13 protein-coding genes are annotated in these 22,373 nt (G+C 74.4%); 10 read left to right on the top strand and 3 right to left on the bottom strand.

Translation table 11 applies throughout. The features are described 5' to 3' along the window. Window positions 1-323: 323 nt before the first annotated feature. The 5 genes from NX801_RS30165 to NX801_RS30145 all read left to right on the top strand — a co-directional run bounded on the left by NX801_RS30165 (window position 324) and on the right by NX801_RS30145 (window position 10,409). The gene (locus tag NX801_RS30165) at window positions 324-1,052 is read left to right on the top strand and encodes a VIT1/CCC1 transporter family protein (RefSeq protein ID WP_258791150.1); all 729 of its coding nucleotides are present in this window, start codon (window positions 324-326) and stop codon (window positions 1,050-1,052) included. Between the two features lie 577 nt (window positions 1,053-1,629). Beyond that, complete coding sequence (gltB, locus tag NX801_RS30160; protein ID WP_258791149.1) at window positions 1,630-6,291, top strand: glutamate synthase large subunit; 4,662 nt, start codon at window positions 1,630-1,632, stop codon at window positions 6,289-6,291. Further along, window positions 6,284-7,744: a glutamate synthase subunit beta gene (locus NX801_RS30155; protein ID WP_258791148.1), complete on the top strand. Its 1,461-nt coding sequence runs from the start codon at window positions 6,284-6,286 to the stop codon at window positions 7,742-7,744. The genes gltB and NX801_RS30155 overlap by 8 nt, the downstream gene beginning before the upstream one ends. A 705-nt stretch (window positions 7,745-8,449) precedes the next feature. After that, window positions 8,450-8,653: a cold-shock protein gene (locus NX801_RS30150; protein WP_005318814.1), complete on the top strand. Its 204-nt coding sequence runs from the start codon at window positions 8,450-8,452 to the stop codon at window positions 8,651-8,653. An 88-nt stretch (window positions 8,654-8,741) separates the two neighbouring features. Then, on the top strand, window positions 8,742-10,409 hold the full coding sequence (locus NX801_RS30145; RefSeq protein WP_258791147.1) for a DEAD/DEAH box helicase: 1,668 nt from the start codon (window positions 8,742-8,744) through the stop codon (window positions 10,407-10,409). A 629-nt stretch (window positions 10,410-11,038) separates the two neighbouring features. Here the strand turns inward: NX801_RS30145 and NX801_RS30140 are convergent. Together NX801_RS30140 and NX801_RS30135 are read right to left on the bottom strand one after the other, a co-directional pair. Continuing rightward, the gene (locus NX801_RS30140) at window positions 11,039-11,854 is read right to left on the bottom strand and encodes an ankyrin repeat domain-containing protein (RefSeq protein ID WP_258791146.1); all 816 of its coding nucleotides are present in this window, start codon (window positions 11,852-11,854) and stop codon (window positions 11,039-11,041) included. Window positions 11,855-11,978: 124 nt separating this feature from the next. Beyond that, a complete protein-coding gene (locus NX801_RS30135) occupies window positions 11,979-12,863 on the bottom strand; it encodes a hypothetical protein (RefSeq protein WP_258791145.1) in 885 nt (294 codons plus the stop codon). A 239-nt stretch (window positions 12,864-13,102) separates the two neighbouring features. Between NX801_RS30135 and NX801_RS30130 the strand changes: the two genes are divergently transcribed. Beyond that, window positions 13,103-13,873, top strand: a complete 771-nt coding sequence (locus tag NX801_RS30130) for a S1 family peptidase (protein ID WP_258791144.1) — start codon at window positions 13,103-13,105, stop codon at window positions 13,871-13,873. Window positions 13,874-14,016: 143 nt separating this feature from the next. Here NX801_RS30130 and NX801_RS30125 read toward each other — a convergent pair whose 3' ends face one another. Continuing rightward, on the bottom strand, window positions 14,017-15,933 hold the full coding sequence (locus NX801_RS30125) for a glycoside hydrolase family 35 protein (protein ID WP_258791143.1): 1,917 nt from the start codon (window positions 15,931-15,933) through the stop codon (window positions 14,017-14,019). A gap of 178 nt (window positions 15,934-16,111) precedes the next feature. On the opposite strand from NX801_RS30125, the gene NX801_RS30120 reads away from it, so the two are divergent. The 4 genes from NX801_RS30120 to NX801_RS30105 all read left to right on the top strand — a co-directional run bounded on the left by NX801_RS30120 (window position 16,112) and on the right by NX801_RS30105 (window position 22,352). Further along, window positions 16,112-17,002 carry a helix-turn-helix domain-containing protein gene (locus NX801_RS30120; protein ID WP_258791142.1) on the top strand — a complete coding sequence of 297 codons (891 nt, stop codon included), beginning with the start codon at window positions 16,112-16,114 and terminating at the stop codon, window positions 17,000-17,002. 11 nt (window positions 17,003-17,013) lie between these two features. After that, window positions 17,014-17,520 carry a chorismate mutase gene (locus NX801_RS30115; RefSeq protein ID WP_428986272.1) on the top strand — a complete coding sequence of 169 codons (507 nt, stop codon included), beginning with the start codon at window positions 17,014-17,016 and terminating at the stop codon, window positions 17,518-17,520. Between the two features lie 375 nt (window positions 17,521-17,895). Beyond that, the gene (gene pepN / locus NX801_RS30110) at window positions 17,896-20,400 is read left to right on the top strand and encodes an aminopeptidase N (protein WP_258791141.1); all 2,505 of its coding nucleotides are present in this window, start codon (window positions 17,896-17,898) and stop codon (window positions 20,398-20,400) included. 506 nt (window positions 20,401-20,906) lie between these two features. Next, window positions 20,907-22,352 (top strand): lysine N(6)-hydroxylase/L-ornithine N(5)-oxygenase family protein, encoded by a 1,446-nt coding sequence (locus NX801_RS30105; protein WP_258791140.1) that lies wholly within the window; start codon window positions 20,907-20,909, stop codon window positions 22,350-22,352. The last annotated feature ends 21 nt before the right edge of the window (window positions 22,353-22,373 follow it).

Below are 22,373 nucleotides of genomic sequence, written 5' to 3'. Positions count from 1 at the left end.
GCGCCACGCCCACACCAACCCTCTCCCCCCTACCCACCCCCTTCTCCCCCCCCACCGCCTTTCCCCCCGGGGCGGGCGGTGCCTCCCCGGCCCGGGGAGGGGCCAGACCGGGGCGGCGGGGGCGGCGGAGGTTTCGTGACCCCGGCGGCCACCGCCGCTTCCGTGTGCCCTTGGCGCCTTGCGACGCACCCCTGACGCACCCGCTCTGACCTGGGTAAGTAAAGCCTGCCTTCCTGGCGCGACCCTTACATCGCGAGTACGTTCGAGATCGTCAAGGGGGGAGCGGGACCGGCCCGGACCCGCTGTGCACGCAAGGGAGAGACGTGTCCATCATCGAGACCGAGGCGACGCTGCACGAGGCGCATCGCGACAACCACACCCACCGCGATGTCAACGGTGGCTGGCTGCGGCCCGCCGTGTTCGGCGCGATGGACGGCCTGGTCTCCAACCTCGCGCTGATGACCGGAGTGGCCGGCGGCGCGGTCTCGCAGCAGACCATCGTCATCACCGGCCTCGCCGGGCTGGCGGCCGGCGCCTTCTCGATGGCGGCGGGGGAGTACACCTCGGTCGCCTCCCAGCGGGAGCTGGTCGAGGCCGAGCTGGACGTGGAGCGCCGGGAGCTGCGCAAGCACCCGGTGGACGAGATGGAGGAGCTGGCCGCGCTCTATGTGGCCCGGGGCGTGGAACCGGCGCTGGCCCGGGAGGTGGCGATGCAGCTCTCCCGCGACCCGGAGCAGGCGCTGGAGATCCACGCCCGGGAGGAGCTGGGCATCGACCCGGACGACCTGCCGTCCCCGACGGTGGCCGCCGTCTCGTCCTTCGGCTCCTTCGCGCTGGGCGCGCTGCTCCCGCTGCTGCCCTATCTGCTCGGCGCCACCGCGCTCTGGCCGGCCGTGCTGCTGGCCCTGCTCGGGCTGTTCGCCTGCGGCGCGGTGGTGGCCCGGGTGACGGCGCGCGGCTGGTGGTACAGCGGGCTGCGGCAGCTGGTGCTCGGCGGCGCGGCGGCGGCCGTGACCTACGGGCTGGGCGCGCTGTTCGGCGCGGCGGTGTAGGCGCTGCGGCGGAGCCGTACCGAAGGAGAGGTCGAAGGAACGGCCGAAGGGGAGTCCGAGGGAAAAGCGGTGCGGGACGGCGCCCGGCGAAGTCCTCCCGGCGGGTGGCCGGGGGGACTTCGCCGTACCGTGGTCTGTGTGAGGAACGTCCAGTAGCAGAACCGGCCAGGCTGGTGTCACACTATGCGGCGCGAGGCATGGACATACGCGCCGCGAGATGCGCGATCTTGTAACACGACGGTTTCGGACCCTCCGTGCGGGGGCATGAGCCGTTAGCCCGTGGGCAATGAGGCCCGCGCCCCCGGACCCCGGAGACCCCGGACGACTCCGGAGGATCCGCCCCGAATCCGGCGGGTCCCGGTCCGCCCCCTGAAGAGTCAGTACGCCCGGTACGTATCGACCGACCGCCATGATCGCCATGTGTGTGTCCGCATGTTGGGATGCATCTTCCACTTTTCGAGAAGATGTCCATCATGTAACCTGCACCAAATTTTCTGCGGAGGGCCAGAGTCGTCCCTTCGGACTGCCGCCCCGGACAGCATCCGGGGCCCCAGCCACGACGACGACTGGAGAGCCGATGCGTTCCGACGCCTGGTCGCCCATGGACGGTCGCCCCGCCCCGCAGGGTATGTACGACCCGCGCAACGAGCACGACGCCTGCGGTGTCGGCTTCGTCGCCACCCTCACCGGAGTGCCCAGCCACGAGCTGGCGCAGCAGGCGCTGACCGTACTGCGCAACCTGGAGCACCGGGGCGCCACCGGCTCCGAGCCCGACTCGGGCGACGGCGCCGGCATTCTGCTCCAGGTGCCGGACGCCTTTCTGCGCGAGACGGCCGGCTTCGAGCTGCCGGAGCCCGGCGCGTATGCCGTCGGCATCGCCTTCCTTCCCGAGGAGGGCACGGACGACGCCGTCTCACGCATCGGGACGATCGCCGGTGAGGAGGGGCTGACCGTCCTCGGCTGGCGCGAGGTCCCGGTCGCCCCCGGACTGCTCGGCGCCACCGCCCGCTCCACCATGCCGGTCTTCCGCCAGCTCTTCGTCGCGGACGGCACCAGCACCGGTATCGCGCTGGACCGCAAGGCGTTCGTGCTGCGCAAGCGCGCCGAGCGCGAGGCCGGGGTCTACTTCCCGTCGCTCTCCGCCCGGACGATCGTCTACAAGGGCATGCTCACCACCGGGCAGCTGGAGCCGTTCTTCCCGGACCTCTCCGACCGCCGGCTGGCCACCGCCGTGGCGCTGGTGCACTCCCGGTTCTCCACCAACACCTTCCCGAGCTGGCCGCTGGCCCACCCGTACCGGTTCGTCGCGCACAACGGCGAGATCAACACCGTCAAGGGCAACCGCAACTGGATGCGGGCCCGCGAGTCCCAGCTCGCCTCCGACGTCTTCGGCGGCGGCGCGACCGCCGGGAAGGCCGGGGCCGCCGGAACCACCGAGGCCGCCGCGACCGCCTCGAACACTGCGAACGCTGCGAACACCGACGACACCGGAAGCACCGGGAATCTGGACCGGATCTTCCCGGTCTGCACCCCGGACGCCTCCGACTCCGCCTCCTTCGACGAGGTGCTGGAGCTGCTCCACCTCGGCGGCCGCTCGCTGCCGCACAGCGTGCTGATGATGGTCCCGGAGGCCTGGGAGAACCACGCCTCCATGGACCCGGCCCGGCGCGCCTTCTACCAGTACCACTCCACGATGATGGAGCCCTGGGACGGCCCCGCCTGCGTCACCTTCACCGACGGCGTCCAGGTCGGCGCCGTGCTCGACCGCAACGGGCTGCGCCCCGGCCGCTACTGGGTCACCGACGAGGGTCTGGTGGTGCTCTCCTCCGAGGTCGGCGTGCTGGACATCGACCCGGCGAGGGTGGTCCGCAAGGGCCGGCTCCAGCCCGGCCGGATGTTCCTGGTGGACACCGCCGAGCACCGGATCGTCGAGGACGACGAGATCAAGGCCGGCCTCGCCGCCGAGCAGCCGTACCAGGAGTGGCTGGACTCCGGGATCATCGAGCTGGAGGACCTGCCCGAGCGCGAGCACATCGTGCACACCCACGCCTCGGTCACCCGCCGCCAGCAGACCTTCGGCTACACCGAGGAGGAGCTGCGGATCATCCTGGCGCCGATGGCCCGCACCGGCGGCGAGCCGCTGGGCTCCATGGGCACCGACTCGCCCATCGCGGCCATCTCCGAGCGGCCCCGGCTGCTCTTCGACTACTTCACCCAGCTGTTCGCGCAGGTCACCAACCCGCCGCTGGACGCCATCCGCGAGGAGCTGGTCACCTCGCTGCGCTCCTCGCTGGGCCCCCAGGGCAACATCCTGGAGCCGACCGCGGCCACCTGCCGCAGTGTCACCCTGCCCTTCCCGGTGATCGACAACGACGAGCTGGCCAAGCTCATCCACATCAACGCCGACGGCGACATGCCCGGGATGAAGGCCGTCACCCTCTCCGGGCTCTACCGGGTCTCCGGCGGCGGGGACGCGCTCGCCGCCCGGATCGACAAGATCTGCGCCGAGGCCGACACCGCGATCGAGGGCGGCGCCCGGCTGATCGTCCTCTCCGACCGGCACTCCGACGCCGAGCACGCCCCGATCCCCTCGCTGCTGCTCACCGCCGCCGTCCACCACCACCTCATCCGCACCAAGCAGCGCACCCAGGTCGGGCTGCTGGTCGAGGCCGGGGACGTGCGCGAGGTGCACCATGTGGCGCTGCTCATCGGCTACGGCGCCGCCGCCGTCAACCCGTACCTCGCCATGGAGTCCGTGGAGGACCTGACCCGGGCCGGCACCTTCATCGACGGCCTGGACACCGACACAGCCATCCGCAACCTGATCCACGCGCTCGGCAAGGGCGTCCTCAAGGTCATGTCCAAGATGGGCATCTCGACCGTCGCCTCCTACCGGGGCGCCCAGGTCTTCGAGGCGGTCGGCCTGGACCAGGAGTTCGTCGACACCTACTTCAACGGCACCGCCACCAAGATCGGCGGCGCCGGTCTTGACGTCGTCGCCCGGGAGGTCGCGGCCCGGCACGCCAAGGCGTACCCGGCCACCGGCATCCCCTCCGCGCACCGCGCGCTGGAGATCGGCGGCGAGTACCAGTGGCGGCGCGAGGGCGAGCCGCACCTCTTCGACCCGGAGACCGTCTTCCGGCTCCAGCACGCCACCCGGTCCAAGCGGTACGACATCTTCAAGAAGTACACCGACCGGGTCAACGAGCAGTCCGAGCGGCTGATGACGCTCCGCGGCCTGTTCACCTTCGCCTCCGGCCGGGAGCCCATCCCGCTGGACGAGGTCGAGCCGGTCTCCGAGATCGTCAGGCGGTTCTCCACCGGCGCCATGTCGTACGGCTCCATCTCGCAGGAGGCGCACGAGACCCTGGCCGTCGCCATGAACCAGCTCGGCGGCAAGTCCAACACCGGCGAGGGCGGCGAGGACCCGGAGCGGCTGTACGACCCCGCCCGGCGCTCCAGCATCAAGCAGGTGGCCTCCGGCCGGTTCGGCGTCACCAGCGAGTACCTGGTCAACGCGGACGACATCCAGATCAAGATGGCCCAGGGCGCCAAGCCCGGCGAGGGCGGCCAGCTGCCCGGCCACAAGGTGTACCCCTGGGTCGCGAAGACCCGGCACTCCACGCCGGGCGTCGGCCTGATCTCCCCGCCGCCGCACCACGACATCTACTCCATCGAGGACCTGGCCCAGCTGATCCACGACCTCAAGAACGCCAACCCGAGGGCCCGCGTCCATGTGAAGCTGGTCTCCGAGGTCGGCGTCGGCACGGTCGCGGCGGGCGTCTCCAAGGCCCATGCCGACGTGGTGCTCATCTCCGGCCACGACGGCGGCACCGGCGCCTCCCCGCTCACCTCGCTGAAGCACGCGGGCGGCCCCTGGGAGCTGGGCCTCGCGGAGACCCAGCAGACCCTGCTGCTCAACGGGCTGCGCGACCGGATCGTGGTGCAGACCGACGGCCAGCTCAAGACCGGCCGGGATGTGGTGATCGCCGCGCTGCTCGGCGCCGAGGAGTTCGGCTTCGCCACCGCCCCGCTGGTGGTCTCCGGCTGCGTGATGATGCGCGTCTGCCACCTGGACACCTGCCCGGTCGGCATCGCCACCCAGAACCCGGTGCTGCGCGAGCGGTACTCGGGCAAGGCGGAGTACGTCGTCAACTTCTTCCAGTACATCGCGGAGGAGGTGCGCGAACTCCTGGCCGAACTCGGCTTCCGTACGCTCCAGGAGGCCGTCGGCCACGCCGAACTGCTGGACACCGGACGCGCGGTGCGCCACTGGAAGGCCCAAGGACTCGACCTGGCACCGCTGTTCCATGTGCCCGAGCTGCCGGACGGCGCCGTCCGCCACCAGCTGGTCGAGCAGGACCACGGGCTGGAGAAGGCGCTCGACAACGAGCTGATCCGGCTCGCCGCCGACGCGCTGGGCGCCGCCACCGCCGAGGAGGCCCAGCCGGTCCGCGCCCAGGTCGCCATCCGCAACATCAACCGCACCGTCGGCACCATGCTCGGCCACGAGGTGACCAGGAAGTTCGGCGGCGCCGGGCTGCCGGACGACACCGTCGACATCACCTTCACCGGCTCGGCCGGCCAGTCCTTCGGCGCCTTCGTGCCGCGCGGCGTCACCCTCCGGCTGGAGGGCGACGCCAACGACTACGTGGGCAAGGGCCTCTCCGGCGGCCGGATCGTGGTCCGCCCGGACCGGGGCGCCGACCACCTGGCCGAGTACTCCACCATCGCGGGCAACACCATCGCGTACGGGGCGACGGGCGGTGAACTGTTCCTGCGCGGCCGTACCGGAGAACGGTTCTGCGTCCGCAACTCCGGTGCCCTGGTGGTCTCCGAGGGCGTCGGTGACCACGGCTGCGAGTACATGACCGGCGGCCGGGCGGTGGTCCTCGGCGAGACCGGCCGCAACTTCGCGGCCGGCATGTCCGGCGGCATCGCGTACGTCGTCGACCTGGACCGCGACCAGGTCAACCCCGGCAACCTCGGCTCCGTCGAAGAGCTGGACGAGGCCGACACCACCTGGCTGCACGACGTGGTGCGCCGCCACCAGGAGGAGACCGGCTCCACCGTCGCGGCGAAGCTGCTGGCCGACTGGCCGGCCGCCGCCGCCCGGTTCAGCAAGATCATCCCCACCACGTACAAGGCCGTGCTCGCCGCCAAGGACGCCGCTGAGCTCGCCGGTCTCTCCGAGCGGGAGACCACCGAGAAGATGATGGAGGCGGCGACCAATGGCTGACCCCAAGGGCTTCCTGACCACCGGCCGCGAGGTCGCGCGGACCCGCCCCGTCGAGGAGCGGGTCAAGGACTGGAACGAGGTCTACGTCCGCGGCTCGCTGCTGCCGATCATCAGCAAGCAGGCCGGCCGCTGCATGGACTGCGGCATCCCGTTCTGCCACAACGGCTGCCCGCTCGGAAACCTCATCCCCGAGTGGAACGACTACGCCTACCGGGAGGACTGGGCCGCCGCCGCCGAGCGGCTGCACGCCACCAACAACTTCCCGGAGTTCACCGGCCGGCTCTGCCCCGCGCCCTGCGAGTCGGCGTGTGTGCTGGGCATCAACCAGCCGCCGGTGACCATCAAGAACGTCGAGGTCTCGATCATCGACAAGGCGTGGGACTCCGGGGACGTCACCCCGCAGCCGCCCGAGCGGCTCTCCGGCAAGACCGTCGCCGTCATCGGCTCCGGCCCCGCCGGGCTCGCCGCCGCCCAGCAGCTCACCCGGGCCGGGCACACCGTGGCGGTCTTCGAGCGGGCCGACCGGATCGGCGGGCTGCTGCGGTACGGCATCCCCGAGTTCAAGATGGAGAAGGTGCACATCAACCGGCGCATCGAGCAGATGCGCGCGGAGGGCACCAAGTTCCGCACCGAGGTGGAGATCGGCCGGGACATCGACGCGGCGACGCTGCGCCGCCGGTACGACGCCGTGGTCGTCGCCGCCGGCGCCACCGTCTCCCGCGACCTGCCGGCCCCGGGCCGGGAGCTGAACGGCATCCACTTCGCCATGGAGTACCTGCCGCTCTCCAACAAGGTCCAGGAGGGCGACTTCGTGGCCCCGCCGATCACCGCCGAGGGCAAGCACGTGGTGGTCATCGGCGGCGGTGACACCGGCGCGGACTGCGTGGGCACCGCCCACCGGCAGGGCGCCGCCTCGGTCACCCAGCTGGAGATCATGCCCCGGCCGGGCGAGGAGCGGAACGCGGGCCAGCCCTGGCCGACCTTCCCGATGCTCTACAAGGTCACCTCCGCCCACGAGGAGGGCGGCGAGCGGGTCTACTCGGTGTCCACCACCCACTTCGAGGGCGACGAGGACGGCAACGTCCAGGCGCTGCACCTGGTGGAGGTGGAGTTCAAGGACGGCAAGCTGGAGCAGAAGCCGGGCACCGAGCGCCGGATCCCGGCCCAACTGGTCACCCTGGCCATGGGCTTCACCGGCACCGACCAGTCCAACGGCCTGGTCGGGCAGTTCGGGCTGGAGCTGGACGAGCGCGGCAACATCGCCCGGGACGCCGACTTCGCCACCAATGTGGACGGGGTCTTCGTCGCCGGTGACGCCGGGCGCGGCCAGTCGCTGATCGTCTGGGCCATCGCCGAGGGCCGCTCGGCCGCCCGGGGCGTGGACCGCTACCTCACCGGCGCCAGCGACCTCCCCGCCCCGATCCGCCCCACCGACCGGGCGCTGGCGGTCTGAGCCCGCGTCTCCGGCCGGGGCCGGGCGGGGGCCGGGCGGAAGGGTCCCCGCCGGGGCCGGCGGGCCTGTTCGCACCCGTCCCTCCCGGGCCGGTGACGGTGGTCCGCTCACCCATGGGCCCGGCTCCGTTCGCGCCTGTCCGCGCCCGGGCCGGCGGGCCTGTTGCCGTAGGGCCGGCCGGGCCGGTGGGGCCGCCCGCGCCCACCCCGGCACGCGGTCACCGGGCGGGGGACGGGCCCCCGCCCGGTCCGAGCGCCCGTTCCCGTCCGGGTGACGGGCCCGTCTTCGCCGGGTCGGCGGAGGCGTTGGGACGGCCCGATGGGGGATGGGTGCCCGACCCGGTGTAGTGTCCGGTTCCGGCCGTCTTGTACGGTCGGGCCCCGGCCGGTTCGTCCGGCCCGCCCGGCCGCGCGTGGCCCGGGGCCCGACGGCCCCGCACGCCCGGCGACCCCGGCCGTCCCGCACGGCCGGCCACAGCTGTCCCGTACAACGGCGTACGGAACTGAGCGCGGCGCCTGCCCTGTCCCCGACCGGACGGCAGGCGCCGCGGTATCTTCGGCGCCGCGCTCCGGACGTGCTACGGTGTGGGGGTTGCAGTTTTGGTACCCATGAACTTTATGCGCGCCTGCCGGGATGCTCCGCAGGCGCTTTTATTGTTTTACCGGCATCTCCGGATGGGGCCTCGACACCATTCAGGAGAGACACATGGCTACTGGCACCGTGAAGTGGTTCAACTCGGAAAAGGGCTTCGGCTTCATTGAGCAGGACGGCGGCGGCGCCGACGTCTTCGCCCACTACTCCAACATCGCCACCTCGGGCTTCCGTGAGCTCCAGGAGGGCCAGAAGGTGACCTTCGACGTCACCCAGGGCCAGAAGGGCCCGCAGGCGGAGAACATCCTCCCGGCCTGACCCACGGACGCGTTCTCGCGCAGCCGGGACCCGCACCGCACCGGTGCGGGTCCCGGCTCGCGCTGTGCTCAGGCCAGGAAGGCATCACATGACGACCCGCCCCGACCGTTCCACCACCCGCCGGCGCCCCGCCGCGTCGGGCGGCGGAGGTGCCAGGAAGCCCGCCGGCGGCCGTAACGCCGGGCGGCGCGGCCCCACCGCGCCCCCGCCGCCCCGCGAGTTCACCATGCCGGAGACCGGCACCCCGGCGCTGCCCGCGGTCGCCGCCTTCGACGAGCTGGAGCTGCCCGCCGACCTGCTCCGCACCCTCACCGAACAGGGCGTCACCGAGCCGTTCCCGATCCAGGCGGCCACCCTGCCCAACTCGCTGGCCGGCCGGGACGTGCTGGGACGCGGACGGACCGGCTCCGGCAAGACCCTGGCCTTCGGCCTCGCCCTGCTGGGCCGCACCGCCGGCCGCAGGGCCGAGCCGGGCGCCCCGCTCGCCCTGGTGCTGGTGCCCACCCGTGAGCTGGCCCAGCAGGTGACGGACGCCCTCACCCCGTACGCGGGTGCGGTCCGGCTGCGGATCGCCACCGTGGTCGGCGGCATGTCGATCGGCCGGCAGGCGGCTTCGCTGCGCCGCGGCGCCGAGGTGCTGGTGGCCACCCCCGGGCGGCTGAAGGACCTGATCGAGCGCGGCGACTGCCGGCTGGACCAGGTGGCGGTCACCGTGCTGGACGAGGCCGACCAGATGGCCGACATGGGCTTCCTGCCCCAGGTCACCGGGCTGCTCCGGCAGGTCCAGCCGGGCGGCCAGCGGCTGCTGTTCTCGGCCACCCTGGACAAGAACATCGACCGGCTGGTCCGGGACTTCCTGACCGACCCGGTGGTGCACTCGGTGGACCCCTCGGCGGGTGCCGTCGTCACCATGGAGCACCACCTGCTGCACGTGGCCGACGAGACCGACAAGAAGGCCGTCGCCCTGCGGATCGCGGCCCGCGACGGGCGGGTGATCCTCTTCCTGGACACCAAGCGCTCGGTGGACCGGATGGTCAAGCGGCTGCTGGCCAACGGCGTCCCGGCGGCCGGACTGCACGGCGGGCGCTCCCAGCCGCAGCGGAACCGGACCCTGGACCAGTTCAAGACCGGGGTGGTCACCGCGCTGGTCGCCACCAACGTGGCGGCGCGCGGCATCCACGTGGACGATCTCGACCTGGTGGTGAACGTCGATCCGCCGATGGACCACAAGGACTATCTGCACCGGGGCGGCCGCACCGCCCGGGCGGGGGAGTCCGGCAGCGTGGTCACCCTGGTGCTGCCCGAGCAGAAGCGGGACATGGACCGGCTGATGTCGCACGCGGGCATCTCCCCGCGCACCGCCCGGGTGCGCTCCTCCGACGAGGAGCTGTCCCGGATCACCGGCGCCCGGGAGCCCTCCGGTGTGCCGGTGGTGCTGCCGGCCCCGCAGCCGACCCCGGCCACCCCGTCGAGCGGCCGGTCCACCCGGCGGCGCGGCAGCCGGGGCGGAGGCCGCGGCACCGGCGAGGGCGCTGCCGCCCGGAGCGGCGGCCGGGGCAGCGGCACGCCCGGCGGATCGGCCGGTTCGGCGTCCGGCGCGAGCGGTTCGGCCTCCGGTTCGGTGGCCGGCGGGCGCGGCCGGGGCGCCGGTTCGGGTTCGTCCGGCGGCGGCCGGGGCCGTGGCCGGGGCGCCGGGACCGGCCGCTCGGGCGGCGGGCGTTCGGGCGCCGGCCGCCAGCCGGCCGGCGAGCGTTAGTTCCCGCCCGAGTCACCGGGCCGCCGGGTGCCCGGGCCCCGGTGATCCTCCGGCGTCCGGTGGGCCGGGCCCGCTGGTGACGGGTGACGTGCGCGACCGCCGCATCGCGGGCGCGCGTGTCCGGTGGGGCCGGGCCCCGGTGACCCGGTGGCTGGCCCGCCGCCGGAAGGCTGCCCGGTGGCCCGGGCCCTGGAGGCGGCCGCCGGTGGCCCGGTGCCCGGGCCCCGGTGGTCCTCCGGTGTCCGGTGGGCCGGGCCCGCTGGTGACGGGTGACGGGTGACGTGCGCGACCGCCGCATCGCGGGCGCGCGTGTCCGGTGGGGCCGGGGCCCGGTGGCCCGGTGGCTGGCCCGCCGCAGGGAGGCTCAACCTGGTGGCCGGTGCCCGTCCCGCCGCCGGAAGGCTGGCCGATGGCCGGTGGCCCGGGCCTTGAAGACGGCCCGCCGGTGGCCCGGTGGCCGGCCGCCGGGAGCCTGAGTCCCGCCGCCGGTGACCGGCGGTGGACGGCCTCCGGTCCGCCCGCACCGGGGTTCGGTGGAGGCGGACCGGGCCCCGCCGCCCCTGTCGTACGGAACCCCCGTTCCCGTACGCCACGGACGGCGGCGTCTGATGGGCGCGCGGCCCCGGCCGTCAGCCGGAGTGCCGGGCCGCGTCCGGAGCGGCGGCGGCCAGCAGCGCGACGATCTCGGCGTGATCCGTCCCCCGGGAGTTCCCGGCGGCCGGCACCCCGTCCCGCAGCAGCGTCACCACCACCGTGCCGCCGTCCTCCTCGGGCACCCGCTCGGTGACGGTTTCGGCGCCCGGCCCGTATGCCTCCACCAGCTCGTCCCGCAGCATTCGCGCCACGTCCTTCCCCAGCCACTCCCGGGCCTCGGCCAGCGCCTCCGCCCGGCCGGGCGCGCCGTGCGCCAGCAGCGCCCGCACCACCGGCAGCGAGCCCTCCCGGGCGGCGGTGACCAGCGGCAGGTCGTCCTGCGGGCCGCGCACCGCCGGGTCGGCGCCGCCCGCGAGCAGGGCCCGTACGGTCGCGGGGCCGCCCCGCCGTACCGCCCAGGCCAGCGGGGTGTACCCGAACGCCTCCCGCTGGTCGGGATCGGCGCCGGCCGCCAGCAGGGCCAGGACCGTCTCGGTGTGGCCGTTGCAGGCCGCGCCGCAGAGCGGCAGGTCGCCGTGGACCCCGCTGAGCCGGCCCGGGTCGGCCCCGGCGGCCAGCAGCGGCCCCAGGATCTCGACCCGGCCGCTCACCGCCGCCAGATAGAGGGCGGTCTGCCCCTCCTCGTCGGTGGCCTCGGCGGGCCCGCCGGCGCCGGCCGCGAGCAGGCGCTCCACGGTCGCGGCGTCGTCCTCGTACACCGCCTCGATCAGCGCGCGCTCCGGCGGCGCCGGCCCGGGGCCGGCACCGCCGCTGTCGCCGTCGTTCGGGGCCGGTGGCGGCTGGTTCCTCATGGGCAGACCCTGACCCGTACGGCCGTTCGGCCGCAAAGTCTTTTCCGTCCCGCCGCCCGGCCGCGGTGGAATCCGGACAGCGGACGGGCGACAGGTCGGCCGCCCGCCCGCCGCCGGGAGCGGGTCAGGTGTCGCACTCCAGCACCGCCCGGCAGAGCCCGCACCGGACCCGGACCCGGCCGCGCACCGGCACCCGGACCCGCTGGTGGCAGACCGGGCAGGGGAAGCAGACCCGCAGCTCGTCGCCGCCGCCCTCGAAGGCGTACGCCTCCCGGCTCACCGGCCGCTGCTCGCGGGCGTGCCGGCGGTCCCGGGCGTACCCGTGCCGGCCGGTCCACCCGGCGGCGGTCAGCGGCGGCCGGCGGGCGTCGGCCAGGGACCGGTCCCGGCCCCGGCGGTAGGCCTCGTATGCCTGCGGACTGGTGAACCAGGGCGACGGGTCCTCGTCGAAGACCCGGGAGCGCCCGGCGAGGACATAGCCGAACTCCTCCGGCGTCAGATAGCCCAGCTTCTGGCTCGACACGCCGTCCTCGCGGTAGGCGTCCAGCAGAAGCCACCCCGCCCCGAGATACGTTGTCGCCGTGTCCGTGAGGATCTCATTGTCCCGGTTGCCGGGAAAGCTCAGTCCGAGCCGGTGCAGCAGTACATGGGTGATCTCATGGGCGAGCGCCGCCCCGATGTCCCGGCGGTGTGTCCGGAAACGATCGTTGAGCTCGATGAAGTACTCCGGACCCGCCGTCAGCTCCACCCCGGCGGCGTGCTCCATCTCCCGGAAGCTCACGATCATCCGGGCGTCCGGCAGCCGGAGCTGGCGGACGAGCGCGGTGGCCACCCGCTGGGCGCCCAGGTGGAGGTCGTCGGCGTCCGCGAAGGCCACGTCGGCCGGGGCCACACTCGTGGCGTACGCGCCGAGTCCGCCCGGCGCGAGCCGCCGGTACAGCGCCGTGACGGCCCGTCGCACCGTGTCGAGGTGCGGGAAGCCGTGGACGACCGCGCTGTCGCTGGACATGTTCCGTACCCCCGGGGCTCGCGGGAACGATTCCGGCCGTTCCCCACTCTACGAGCGCGGCGGGTCCGCTGCCGCCGCCCGGGGCTCCCGGGGCGGATGGCTGAAACGTGCCCCTTGTGGCGGTCGTGACGGTCTCCGGATAATCCCGTTCACGCCTTGACGGGCCCATGTCACTGAGCTGCCGTGGCAGGGACTCCGTCGTGTGCGAGAAAGCTCAACCCCCCACGAAAGGCAGAGTCTTGAACATCATTCGTACGCTCAAGAGATGTGCCGCTGCCGGTGCCGTGGTGCTCGCCGCGGTCAGCCTCCAGCCCACCTCCGCCTCCGCCGCCCCGCCGCCCGTCGTCGGCGGGACCCTCGCCTCCCAGGGCGAGTTCCCGTGGATGGTCCGGCTCTCCATGGGCTGTGGCGGCGCGCTCTACACCCAGCAGATCGTGCTGACCGCCGCGCACTGTGTGGACGGCTCCGGCAACAACACCAGCATCACCGCCACCGCCGGGGTGGTGGACCTCCAGAGCTCCGGCGCCGTCAAGGTCAAGTCCACCAAGGTCCTCCAGGCCCCGGGCTACAACGGCCAGGGCAAGGACTGGGCGCTGATCAAGCTCGCCAAGCCGATCAACCAGCCCACCCTGCCGATCGCCACCTCCACCGCGTACAACAGCGGCACGTTCACCGTCGCCGGCTGGGGCGCGGCCAGCGAGGGCGGCGGCCAGCAGCGGTACCTGCGCAAGGCCCAGGTGCCGTTCGTCTCGGACGCCGTCTGCAAGCAGGCGTACGGCAGCAGCCTGGTGCCCGCCGAGGAGATCTGCGCCGGCTACACCCAGGGCGGCGTCGACACCTGCCAGGGCGACTCCGGCGGCCCGATGTTCCGCAAGGACAACAACGGCGCCTGGATCCAGGTCGGCATCGTCAGCTGGGGCGAGGGCTGCGCGCGGCCCAACTACCCCGGTGTTTACACCGAGGTGTCCACCTTCGCCTCCGCGATCGCGTCCGCGGCGGCCAAGCTGTAGCACCGCCCGGCGGTGAACAGCGGCGATGAGTGAAGGGGAGGGGCGGGCCGTCGCGGCCCGCCCCTCCTGCTCCTCCCCGCCCCGGTCTGCCCCGGCCTGTCCCGGTCTGTACATGGGGTGTACGGGCTGCGCCCGGCCCGGGGTCAGGGCAGCAGCACCACCCGGGGCCCGTCCGCCGCGTCCGGGGCGCCCTCCAGCTCCAGCACCCACGCCTCGTTGGCGCCCTCCCGCAGCACCGGGCCGGGCACGTACAGCGAGCGCTGCGGCCCGGCCGACCAGTACCGGCCGAGGCACCAGCCGTTCACCCAGACGAAGCCCCGGGTCCAGCCGGGCAGCTCCAGCGCCGCGTCCCCGGCCCCGGCCACCGGCACCACCGCCCGGTAGAGCCCGGGAGGCCGCCCGCCGGGACCGGCGCTCGTACCGGCGCCAGGGCCGCCCGGATCCCCGCCCGTACCGGTGCCATGGCTCCCCGGCCCGTCGCCGGCCCCGTCGCCGGCCCCGTCGCCGGTTCCGGCACCGACCGGCGTGAACGGCACCTTCGCCACCGCCTCCGCCTCGAAGGCGTCCAGCCGCAGTCCGCGCGCCCGGACCCCGTGCAGATACTGCCGCTCATGGCGCACCCCGCCGGTCAGGCCCTTGGGCTCGCCCAGCCGGGGACCGTAGTTGACCCGGCCCAGCGACTCCACCCACAGCTCCACCACGGCCGGCCCCGGCACCGGCTCCGGCAGCACCGGGTGGTCGCCGTCCAGCACCCCGGCCCGGGCCCCGTCCACGTACACCACCGCCCGGTCCCGCAGCCCGGGCGCCGAGAGCGGGTACGGCCGCCGGGGCCCGGGCACCGCCAGCCGGTACCACACCAGCCCCCGGTCCACGCCCAGCTCCTCGAAGGACGGCGGCACCGGGCCGGTCCGCTCCTCGTCGCCCAGCGCCGCCAGCACCGCGTCCAGCGGCGCCCACTCCCGGGCGGCGGCCCCGGCGGGCGCGGCCAGCCGGGCGGGCGGCTCGGGCACCCCGGGCAGCGGCCCGTCGGCGTACCGCTCCAGCACCGCCCGGAACGCCCAGAACTTGGCGGTCGGCCGCCCGGTCTCGTCCACCGGGGCGTCGTAGTCGTAGGAGGTCACGGTCGGCTGGAGCGCCCCGTCGTGCAGCTCGCCCGCCCGGTTGGCCCCCGCCCAGCCGGCGACGTTCGTGCCGCCGTGCGCCAGATAGACATTGACCGAGGCCCCGCACTCCAGGATCTCGGCCAGCGCCTCCGCCGCCTCCGCCGGATCGCGCCGCACCGGCTCCTCGCCCCAGTGCGCGAACCAGCCGCACCAGAACTCCATGCACATCAGCGGGCCGGACGGCCGGTGGCGGCGGAGCGCCGCGAACGCCTCCCGGGCGCCGGAGCCGAAGTTGACGGTGGCGAGCACCCCCGGGACGGAGCCGCCGGTGAGCATGTGGTCCTCGGGGCCGTCCGAGGTGAAGAGCGGTACGGTCACCCCGAGGCCCGTCAGCAGATCCGCCAGGTGCCGCGGATAGCCGGTGTCGGAGCCGTAACTGCCGTACTCGTTCTCCACCTGCACCAGCACCACCGGGCCGCCCCGGTCCACCTGGCGGCTCACCACCTGGGGCAGCAACTCCCCGAACCAGCGCTCCACCTGGGCCAGGAACTCCGGGTCGCCGGTGCGCACCCGGGAGCCGAGCGGGCCGGTCAGCCAGTGCGGCAGCCCGCCGTTCTCCCACTCGGCGCAGATGTACGGCCCCGGGCGCACGATCGCCCACAGCCCGGCCGCCCGGGCCGCGTCCAGGAACCGGCCCAGCCGGCCGGCGTCCCGGTAGTGACCGGGTTCCGGCTCGTGGAGGTTCCAGGGGACGTACGTCTCCACGCAGTTGAGGCCCATCGCCCGGAGCGTCGCCAGCCGGTGGCCCCACTGCTCCTCGTGCACCCGGAAGTAGTGCAGCGCCCCGGAGAGCAGCCGCAACGGCCGCCCGTCCAGCAGGAAGTCCCGCTCGCCCACGGTGAATCGCGCCCCGCCGCCACCCGTTCCCGTGTGCCGCCCCGCCGTGTGACCGGCCACTTGGCCACCACCCCTTCCGTGCTTCCCGGTGTGTTCCCCGTCGCCGTACCGGCCGCCCACCCTCACCCTCTGGCGGACGGGCGGTCCATGGACAAAGATCGGCGCTGATTGGACGCCCCGGGGCGGCCGTTCCCGCCCGTGGACCGGCCCCGCCGGGTGCCGGAGCGGAGGACGGGCGATGTACCACACCTGGATGCGCTACTTCACACCCGGCCCTCAGCATCTCCGGCTCGGTCTGGTGTGTCTGGGTGTCGGCCTCCAGCACGGCACCCTGCCGACCGTCGGCCCGCGCACCCTGGACCACCATGTGGCCGTGGTGATCAGCGCGGGCGGCGGCTGGTACCGGTCCGCCGACGGGCGCCGGACCACGGTCACCGCGCCCGCCGTGATCTGGCTGACCCCGGGGGTGCCGCACCACTACGGGCCGGATCCGGCCACCGGCTGGGACGAGAGCTTCGTCGACTTCACCGGGCCGGCCACCGCCGCCTACACCGAACTCGGCTACATCGACCCGGAGCGCCCGGTGGTGCCGCTGGCCGACGCCTCCGGGGCCCGGGGCGCCGTGGGCCGGATCACCCGGGCCGCCCGGCGCGGCAACCCGCTGCTGGTGGTGGAGACCGCCGCCGCCGTCCACGAACTGCTGGTCGCCCTGCGCCGGGCCCGGGCCGACATCACCCCGGAGGGGGACCCGGTGCTGGCCGCGCTGACCCGGGACGCCTGCGGACCCCTCTCGGTGGCCGAGCACGCCGCCCGGCACGGGCTGACCCCGGCGGAGCTGCGTACCGTGGTACGGCGCGGCGCCGGATGCGGCCCCAAGGAGTATCTGCTCGCCATCCGGCTGGGCCGGGCCAAGGAACTGCTGGCCGGCACCGATCTGCCGGTGGCGGCGGTGGCGCGCCGGGTCGGCTACGAGGACCCGGCCTACTTCTCCCGGCTCTTCACCCGCCGGGTCGGCGTCCCGCCGGTCCGCTTCCGCGCCCGGCAGAGCCGTACCGTCCCCGGCGGCTGGAGCACCTCGGTCCCCGACCCGGCCCACCCGCCGACCATCCCCACCGGGCCCGGCCTCTAAGCTCGCTCCCCATGAGCACCAGCGAGACCCCCGGCCCCACCCCCCTCACCCCTGACGACCCGGCCGACGCGACCGGTACGGCCGGTGCCGCCTCCGCCGCCGGTGCCGGGGCGCCGGCCGGTGGCGAGGACGCGCGGGCGGAGCTGAACCGGCTCCGCGAGTCCATCGACAACATCGACGCGGCCGTGGTGCACATGCTGGCCGAGCGCTTCAAGTGCACCCAGCAGGTCGGGCTGCTCAAGGCCCGCCATCAACTGCCGCCCGCCGACCCGGACCGGGAGGCCCGGCAGATCGCCCGGCTCCGCCGGCTCGCGGAGAGCGCCCGGCTGGACCCGGCGTTCGCGGAGAAGCTGCTGAACTTCGTCATCGCCGAGGTCATCCGCCACCACGAGACCCTGGCCGGCGGCGCCCACGAGACCCTGGCCGGCGGCGCCCACGAGACCCTGGCCGGCGGCGGCCACGAGACCCTGGCCGGCGGCGGCCCCGGGTCCGGACCCGAGGACCCCCGGGAGCCCTGAGCCGCCGGGACCAGCGGGACCCGCCGGGGAGCCGCCGGGACGACTGGTACGACCGGGACCGACGGGCCGACCGGGACGACCGGGACCGACGGGATCCGGGTCCGACGGGATCGGCCGGGACCACTGGGATCCGCCGGGGGGCCGCCGGGACGACCGGTACAACCGGGATCGACAGGATCCGGGACCGACGGGACCACCGGCATCCGGGACGGGCGGGATCCGGGGCCGCCGGGGCGACCGGGACGACCGGGACGGCTGGGACGACCGGGACCGCCCCGTGCCCCGGTCCGCGAGCCGCCCGCGCCGCCGTGGTGCGGCCTGAGCCCCCGGCGAACACCCCTGCCCAGGCGGCGGGCGATCGGGCAGCATGTGCGCATGCCCGTACTGACACGTGACGAAGCGGTGGCCCGAGCGGCGCTGCTCCAGGCCGACCGCTACCAGGTCGAGCTGGACCTGACGACCGGCCACGAGACCTTCGGCTCCACCACCCTCATCCACTTCACCGCCCGGGCCGCCGGGGACACCTTCGTCGAGCTGAAGCCCGCCGAGCTGCGCGCCGTCACACTGGACGGGGAGCCCCTGGACCCCGGGCTGCTGGTGGACAACCGGCTCGCCCTCCGCCTCACCGAGGGCGCCCATGAGCTGCGGGTGGAGGCGGTCATGCGCTACTCCCGCACCGGCGAGGGCATGCACCGCTTCACCGACCCCACCGACGGCGAGACCTACGTCTACTCCCAGCTGTTCATGGAGGACGTCCAGCGGCTCTTCGCCGCCTTCGACCAGCCGGACCTCAAGTCGGTCTTCGAGCTGACCGTGACCGCGCCCGAGGGCTGGACGGTGCTGGCCAACGGCATCACCGAGCGGGGCGCGGACGGCCGCTGGACGGCGGCCCCCACCCCGCCCATCTCCACCTATCTGGTCGCCGTCGCCGCCGGTCCCTGGCACTCGGTGCGCACCGAGCACGCCGGGCTGCCGTTCGGCATCCACTGCCGCCGCTCCCTCGCCCCGTACCTGGACGCGGACGCCGAGGAGATCCTCGACGTCACCCGGCGCTGTTTCGACCGCTACCACGAGAAGTTCAGCGAGCCGTACCCCTTCGACTCCTACGACCAGGCGTTCGTACCGGAGTTCAACGCGGGCGCGATGGAGAACCCCGGACTGGTCACCTTCCGCGACGAGTTCGTCTACCGCTCGGCCGTCACCGTCACCGAGCGCCAGACCCGGGCCATGGTGATCGCCCACGAGATGGCCCACATGTGGTTCGGGGACCTGGTCACCCTGAAGTGGTGGGACGACATCTGGCTCAACGAGTCGTTCGCGGAGTACATGGGCTACCAGACCATCAACGAGTGCACCGACCGCTACCCGGACACCTGGGTGGACTTCGGGGTGGTCCGCAAGGCGTGGGGGTACGACGCCGACCAGCGGCCCTCCACCCACCCGGTCGCCCCCGACCCGGAGGCGGTGCCCGACACCGCCGCCGCGCTGCTCAACTTCGACGGCATCTCCTACGCCAAGGGCGCCTCCGCCCTCCGCCAACTGGTCGCCTGGATGGGCGAGAAGGAGTTCCTGGCGGGCATCAACACCCACTTCGCCCGCCACAAGTTCGGCAACGCCACCCTCGCGGACTTCCTGGACAGCCTCGCCTCCGCCACCGAGCGCGATGTGCACGGCTGGGCCGCCGCCTGGCTGCGCACCACCGGCGTGGACACCCTCGCCCCGGCGTACGACCCCGCCGCCGGGACGCTCACCGTGGAGCGGACCGGCACCCGGCCGCACCGGATCGCCGTCGGCGTCTACGACCGCGACCTGGCCGACCCCGAGCAGCTGACGCTGCGGACGCGGATCACCACCGATGTGCCGGGCGGTCCGGGAGAGTCCGGCGGGGTGCCGCTGCCCGGGCCCCGGCCCGCGCTGGTCGTCCTCAACGACGGCGACTACTCCTACGCCAAGGTCCGGCTGGACGCCGAGTCCTGGGAGACCGCCGTACGGTCCCTCTCCGGCATCCCGGAGCCGATCACCCGGGCCGTCGTCTGGAACGCCGCCCGGGACATGGTCCGGGACGGCGAACTCGCCCCCACCGCCTATCTGGACGCCGCCCGCGCCCAGCTGCCGCACGAGCGGGACCTGGCGCTGGTCCAGGGGGTGCTGGGCTTCGCCGCCGGCCAGATCGCCGACCGCTGTCTGGCCCCGGCGGACCGGCCCGCCGCCCTGGCGCTCCTCACCGACCTCACCCGGGACCTGATCCGCCGCACCGAGGACGGCAGCGATCCGGGCCTCCGGCTCACCGCCGTACGCCACTTCATCGACGCCGCCGACCGGCCCGGCACCCTCCAGGGCTGGCTGGCCGAGGGCGAGGTGCCGGGCGGGCCCGAGCTGGACCCGGAGCTGCGCTGGCGGGTGCTGGCCCGGCTGGCGGTGCTGGGCGCGGTGGACGAGGACACCATCGCCGCCGAGCTGGCCCGGGACCCGAGCGCCACCGGCGAGCAGGGCGCCGCCCGCTGCCGGGCCGCGCTGCCGGACCCGGCCGCCAAGAAGGCCGCCTGGGAGCGGCTGTTCGGCGGCGGCGAGGACCTCTCCAACTACCTGTTCACCGCCACCGCCCAGGGCTTCTGGCAGCCCGAACAGGCCGAGCTGGTACGGGAGTACGTGCCCCGCTTCTACCCGGACGCCACCGAGCTGGCCGCCCGGCGCGGGGCGGCCATCGCGGACGCGGCCGGGCGGTACGCCTTCCCGGTGCACGCGGTCGACACCGATGCGCTGGCGCTGGGCGAACGGCACCTGGCGGAGGCGGAGCTGCTGCCCGCGCTGCGCCGCAAGCTGATCGACCAGCTCGACGACCTCCGCCGGGCGCTGCGGGTGCGGTCGGGCGGCCGCTGAAGGACGCCGGACCTGGCCGCGGCCCGCTGAGGTCCGCCGGGGCCCGCTGAGGTCCGCGCCCGGGGGTTTGCCGAGTACGTGCCCGGAGGGTTCGGCGAGGTACGCGCCGGGGCCCGGGGCTCCCGTACGGTCCGTCGGGCCCGGGGCTCCGGGAGGCGCGGGTCCGGGTGCCGCGGCCCGGCCCGGCCCGGGCGGCGCCTCCGCCGGGCTCCGGGGATCGGGTCCGCGCGGGCCGGTGGCCCGGCGGGCGCCGGGCCCCGGGGCCGTGCGGGCGGCGGGGACCGGGTGGCTGATGGCGCTCCGCCGACGGGACCAGGGCCGACCCTCCCGTCGGCGGACGCCGCCGCGAGTCTGCCCCGGTCCCGGCCGGGGCACTCCCGGTGTCCCCCGATCGAGTGCTGCTGGGCGCGGATGGGAACCAATTGCGCTCCTGCCCGTACACGCTGTCACCGGCAGGCCATCCCGCGACCGGCGCGGAGGCACTTCACGGAAGGCAGCACCCTCCGATGACCGGGACGACCGGCAGCAGCACCCCCCAGGATTCGCCCGACCGCCCGCTGGACCTCGTGGGCATCGGCATCGGTCCGTTCAACCTCTCGCTCGCCGCCCTCGCCCGGGGCGTCCCCGGCGGGGCGCCGGCGGTCGCCTTCTACGAGCAGCGGCCCGCCTTCGCCTGGCACTCCGGACTGCTGATCGAGGGCGCCACCCTGCAAGTGCCGTTCCTCGCTGACCTGGTGACCCTCGCCGACCCGGCCAGTCCGTGGACGTTCCTCAACTACCTCCGCGACCGGGAGCGGCTCTACCCCTTCTACTTCGCGGAGCGGTTCCACATCCACCGCGCCGAGTACGACGCCTACTGCCGCTGGGTCAGCCACCGGGTGCCCGGGCTGCACTTCGGCCACCAGGTGGACGCGGTCCGCTGGAACCCGGAGCGGGATCTCTTCGAGGTCGACTACACCCGGCTGGACGAGGCGGGCGAGGCCCTGGCGCTGGGCCGCGTCCACACCCGGAACGTGGTGCTGGGCGTCGGCACCGAGCCGTTCGTCCCCGAGCCGCTGCGCCCGCTGACGGAGGCGCCCGGGGTGCCGGTGCTGCACTCCTCCGACTACCTGGCCTACCGGGACCGGCTGCTCGCCGCAGCGCATGTCACCGTCGTGGGCTCGGGCCAGTCCGGCGCCGAGGTCTTCCTCGATCTGCTGCGCGCCCGCCCGGAGGGCGCGGAGGGGCTGCGCTGGGTGACCCGGACCGAGGCGTTCTCGCCCATGGAGTACTCCAAGCTGGGCCTGGAGCACTTCACCCCCGACTACACCCGCTACTTCCACGCCCTGCCCGAGCGAACCCGGGACGAACTGGTGCCCCGGCAGTGGCAGTTGCACAAGGGCATCGATGCCGGCACCATCGCCGCCATCCACGACGAGCTGTACCGCCGCAGCCTGCACGGCGGCTGGCCGGACGCGGTGCTCACCCCGGGCGTCCACGTCCGGACCGCCGGCCGGCTGGCCACCACCCGGATCGAACTGCACCTGGAGCACCGGCGGCAGGGCACCCGGGAGCGGGTGACCACCGACGGGGTCGTCCTGGCCACCGGCTACCGGGAGAGCCCGCTGGAGCGGATGCTCGCCGGGATCGACCCCTATCTGCGCCGGGACGCCGCCGGGCGGCCCCGGGTGGACGCCGCCTTCCGGCTGGTGCTCGACCCGTCCGTCACCGGCTCGGTCTTCGTGCAGAACGCCGAGACCCACACCCATGGCGTGGGCGCGCCCGATCTGGGCCTCGCCGCCTGGCGGAGCGCCACCATCCTCAACGCGCTCACCGGCACGGAGCCGTATCCCCTGCCGGGCCGGACCGCCTTCACCAGCTTCGGTCTCGACCGGCGGGAGGCGCCCCCCCGCCCCCCCCCGGCGCCCCCCCCCCCAAGGCGGGGCGCCCGCGGGGACCGGCCCCCCCCATGAACGGGCGCCGCGGGGAACGGC

The sequence above is a fragment of the Streptomyces pyxinae genome, assembly GCF_024756275.1.
Classification (GTDB): domain Bacteria; phylum Actinomycetota; class Actinomycetes; order Streptomycetales; family Streptomycetaceae; genus Streptomyces; species Streptomyces pyxinae.
The sequence above is the reverse complement of the archived record's forward strand: the minus strand, read 5'-3'. Positions and strand labels throughout refer to the sequence as shown.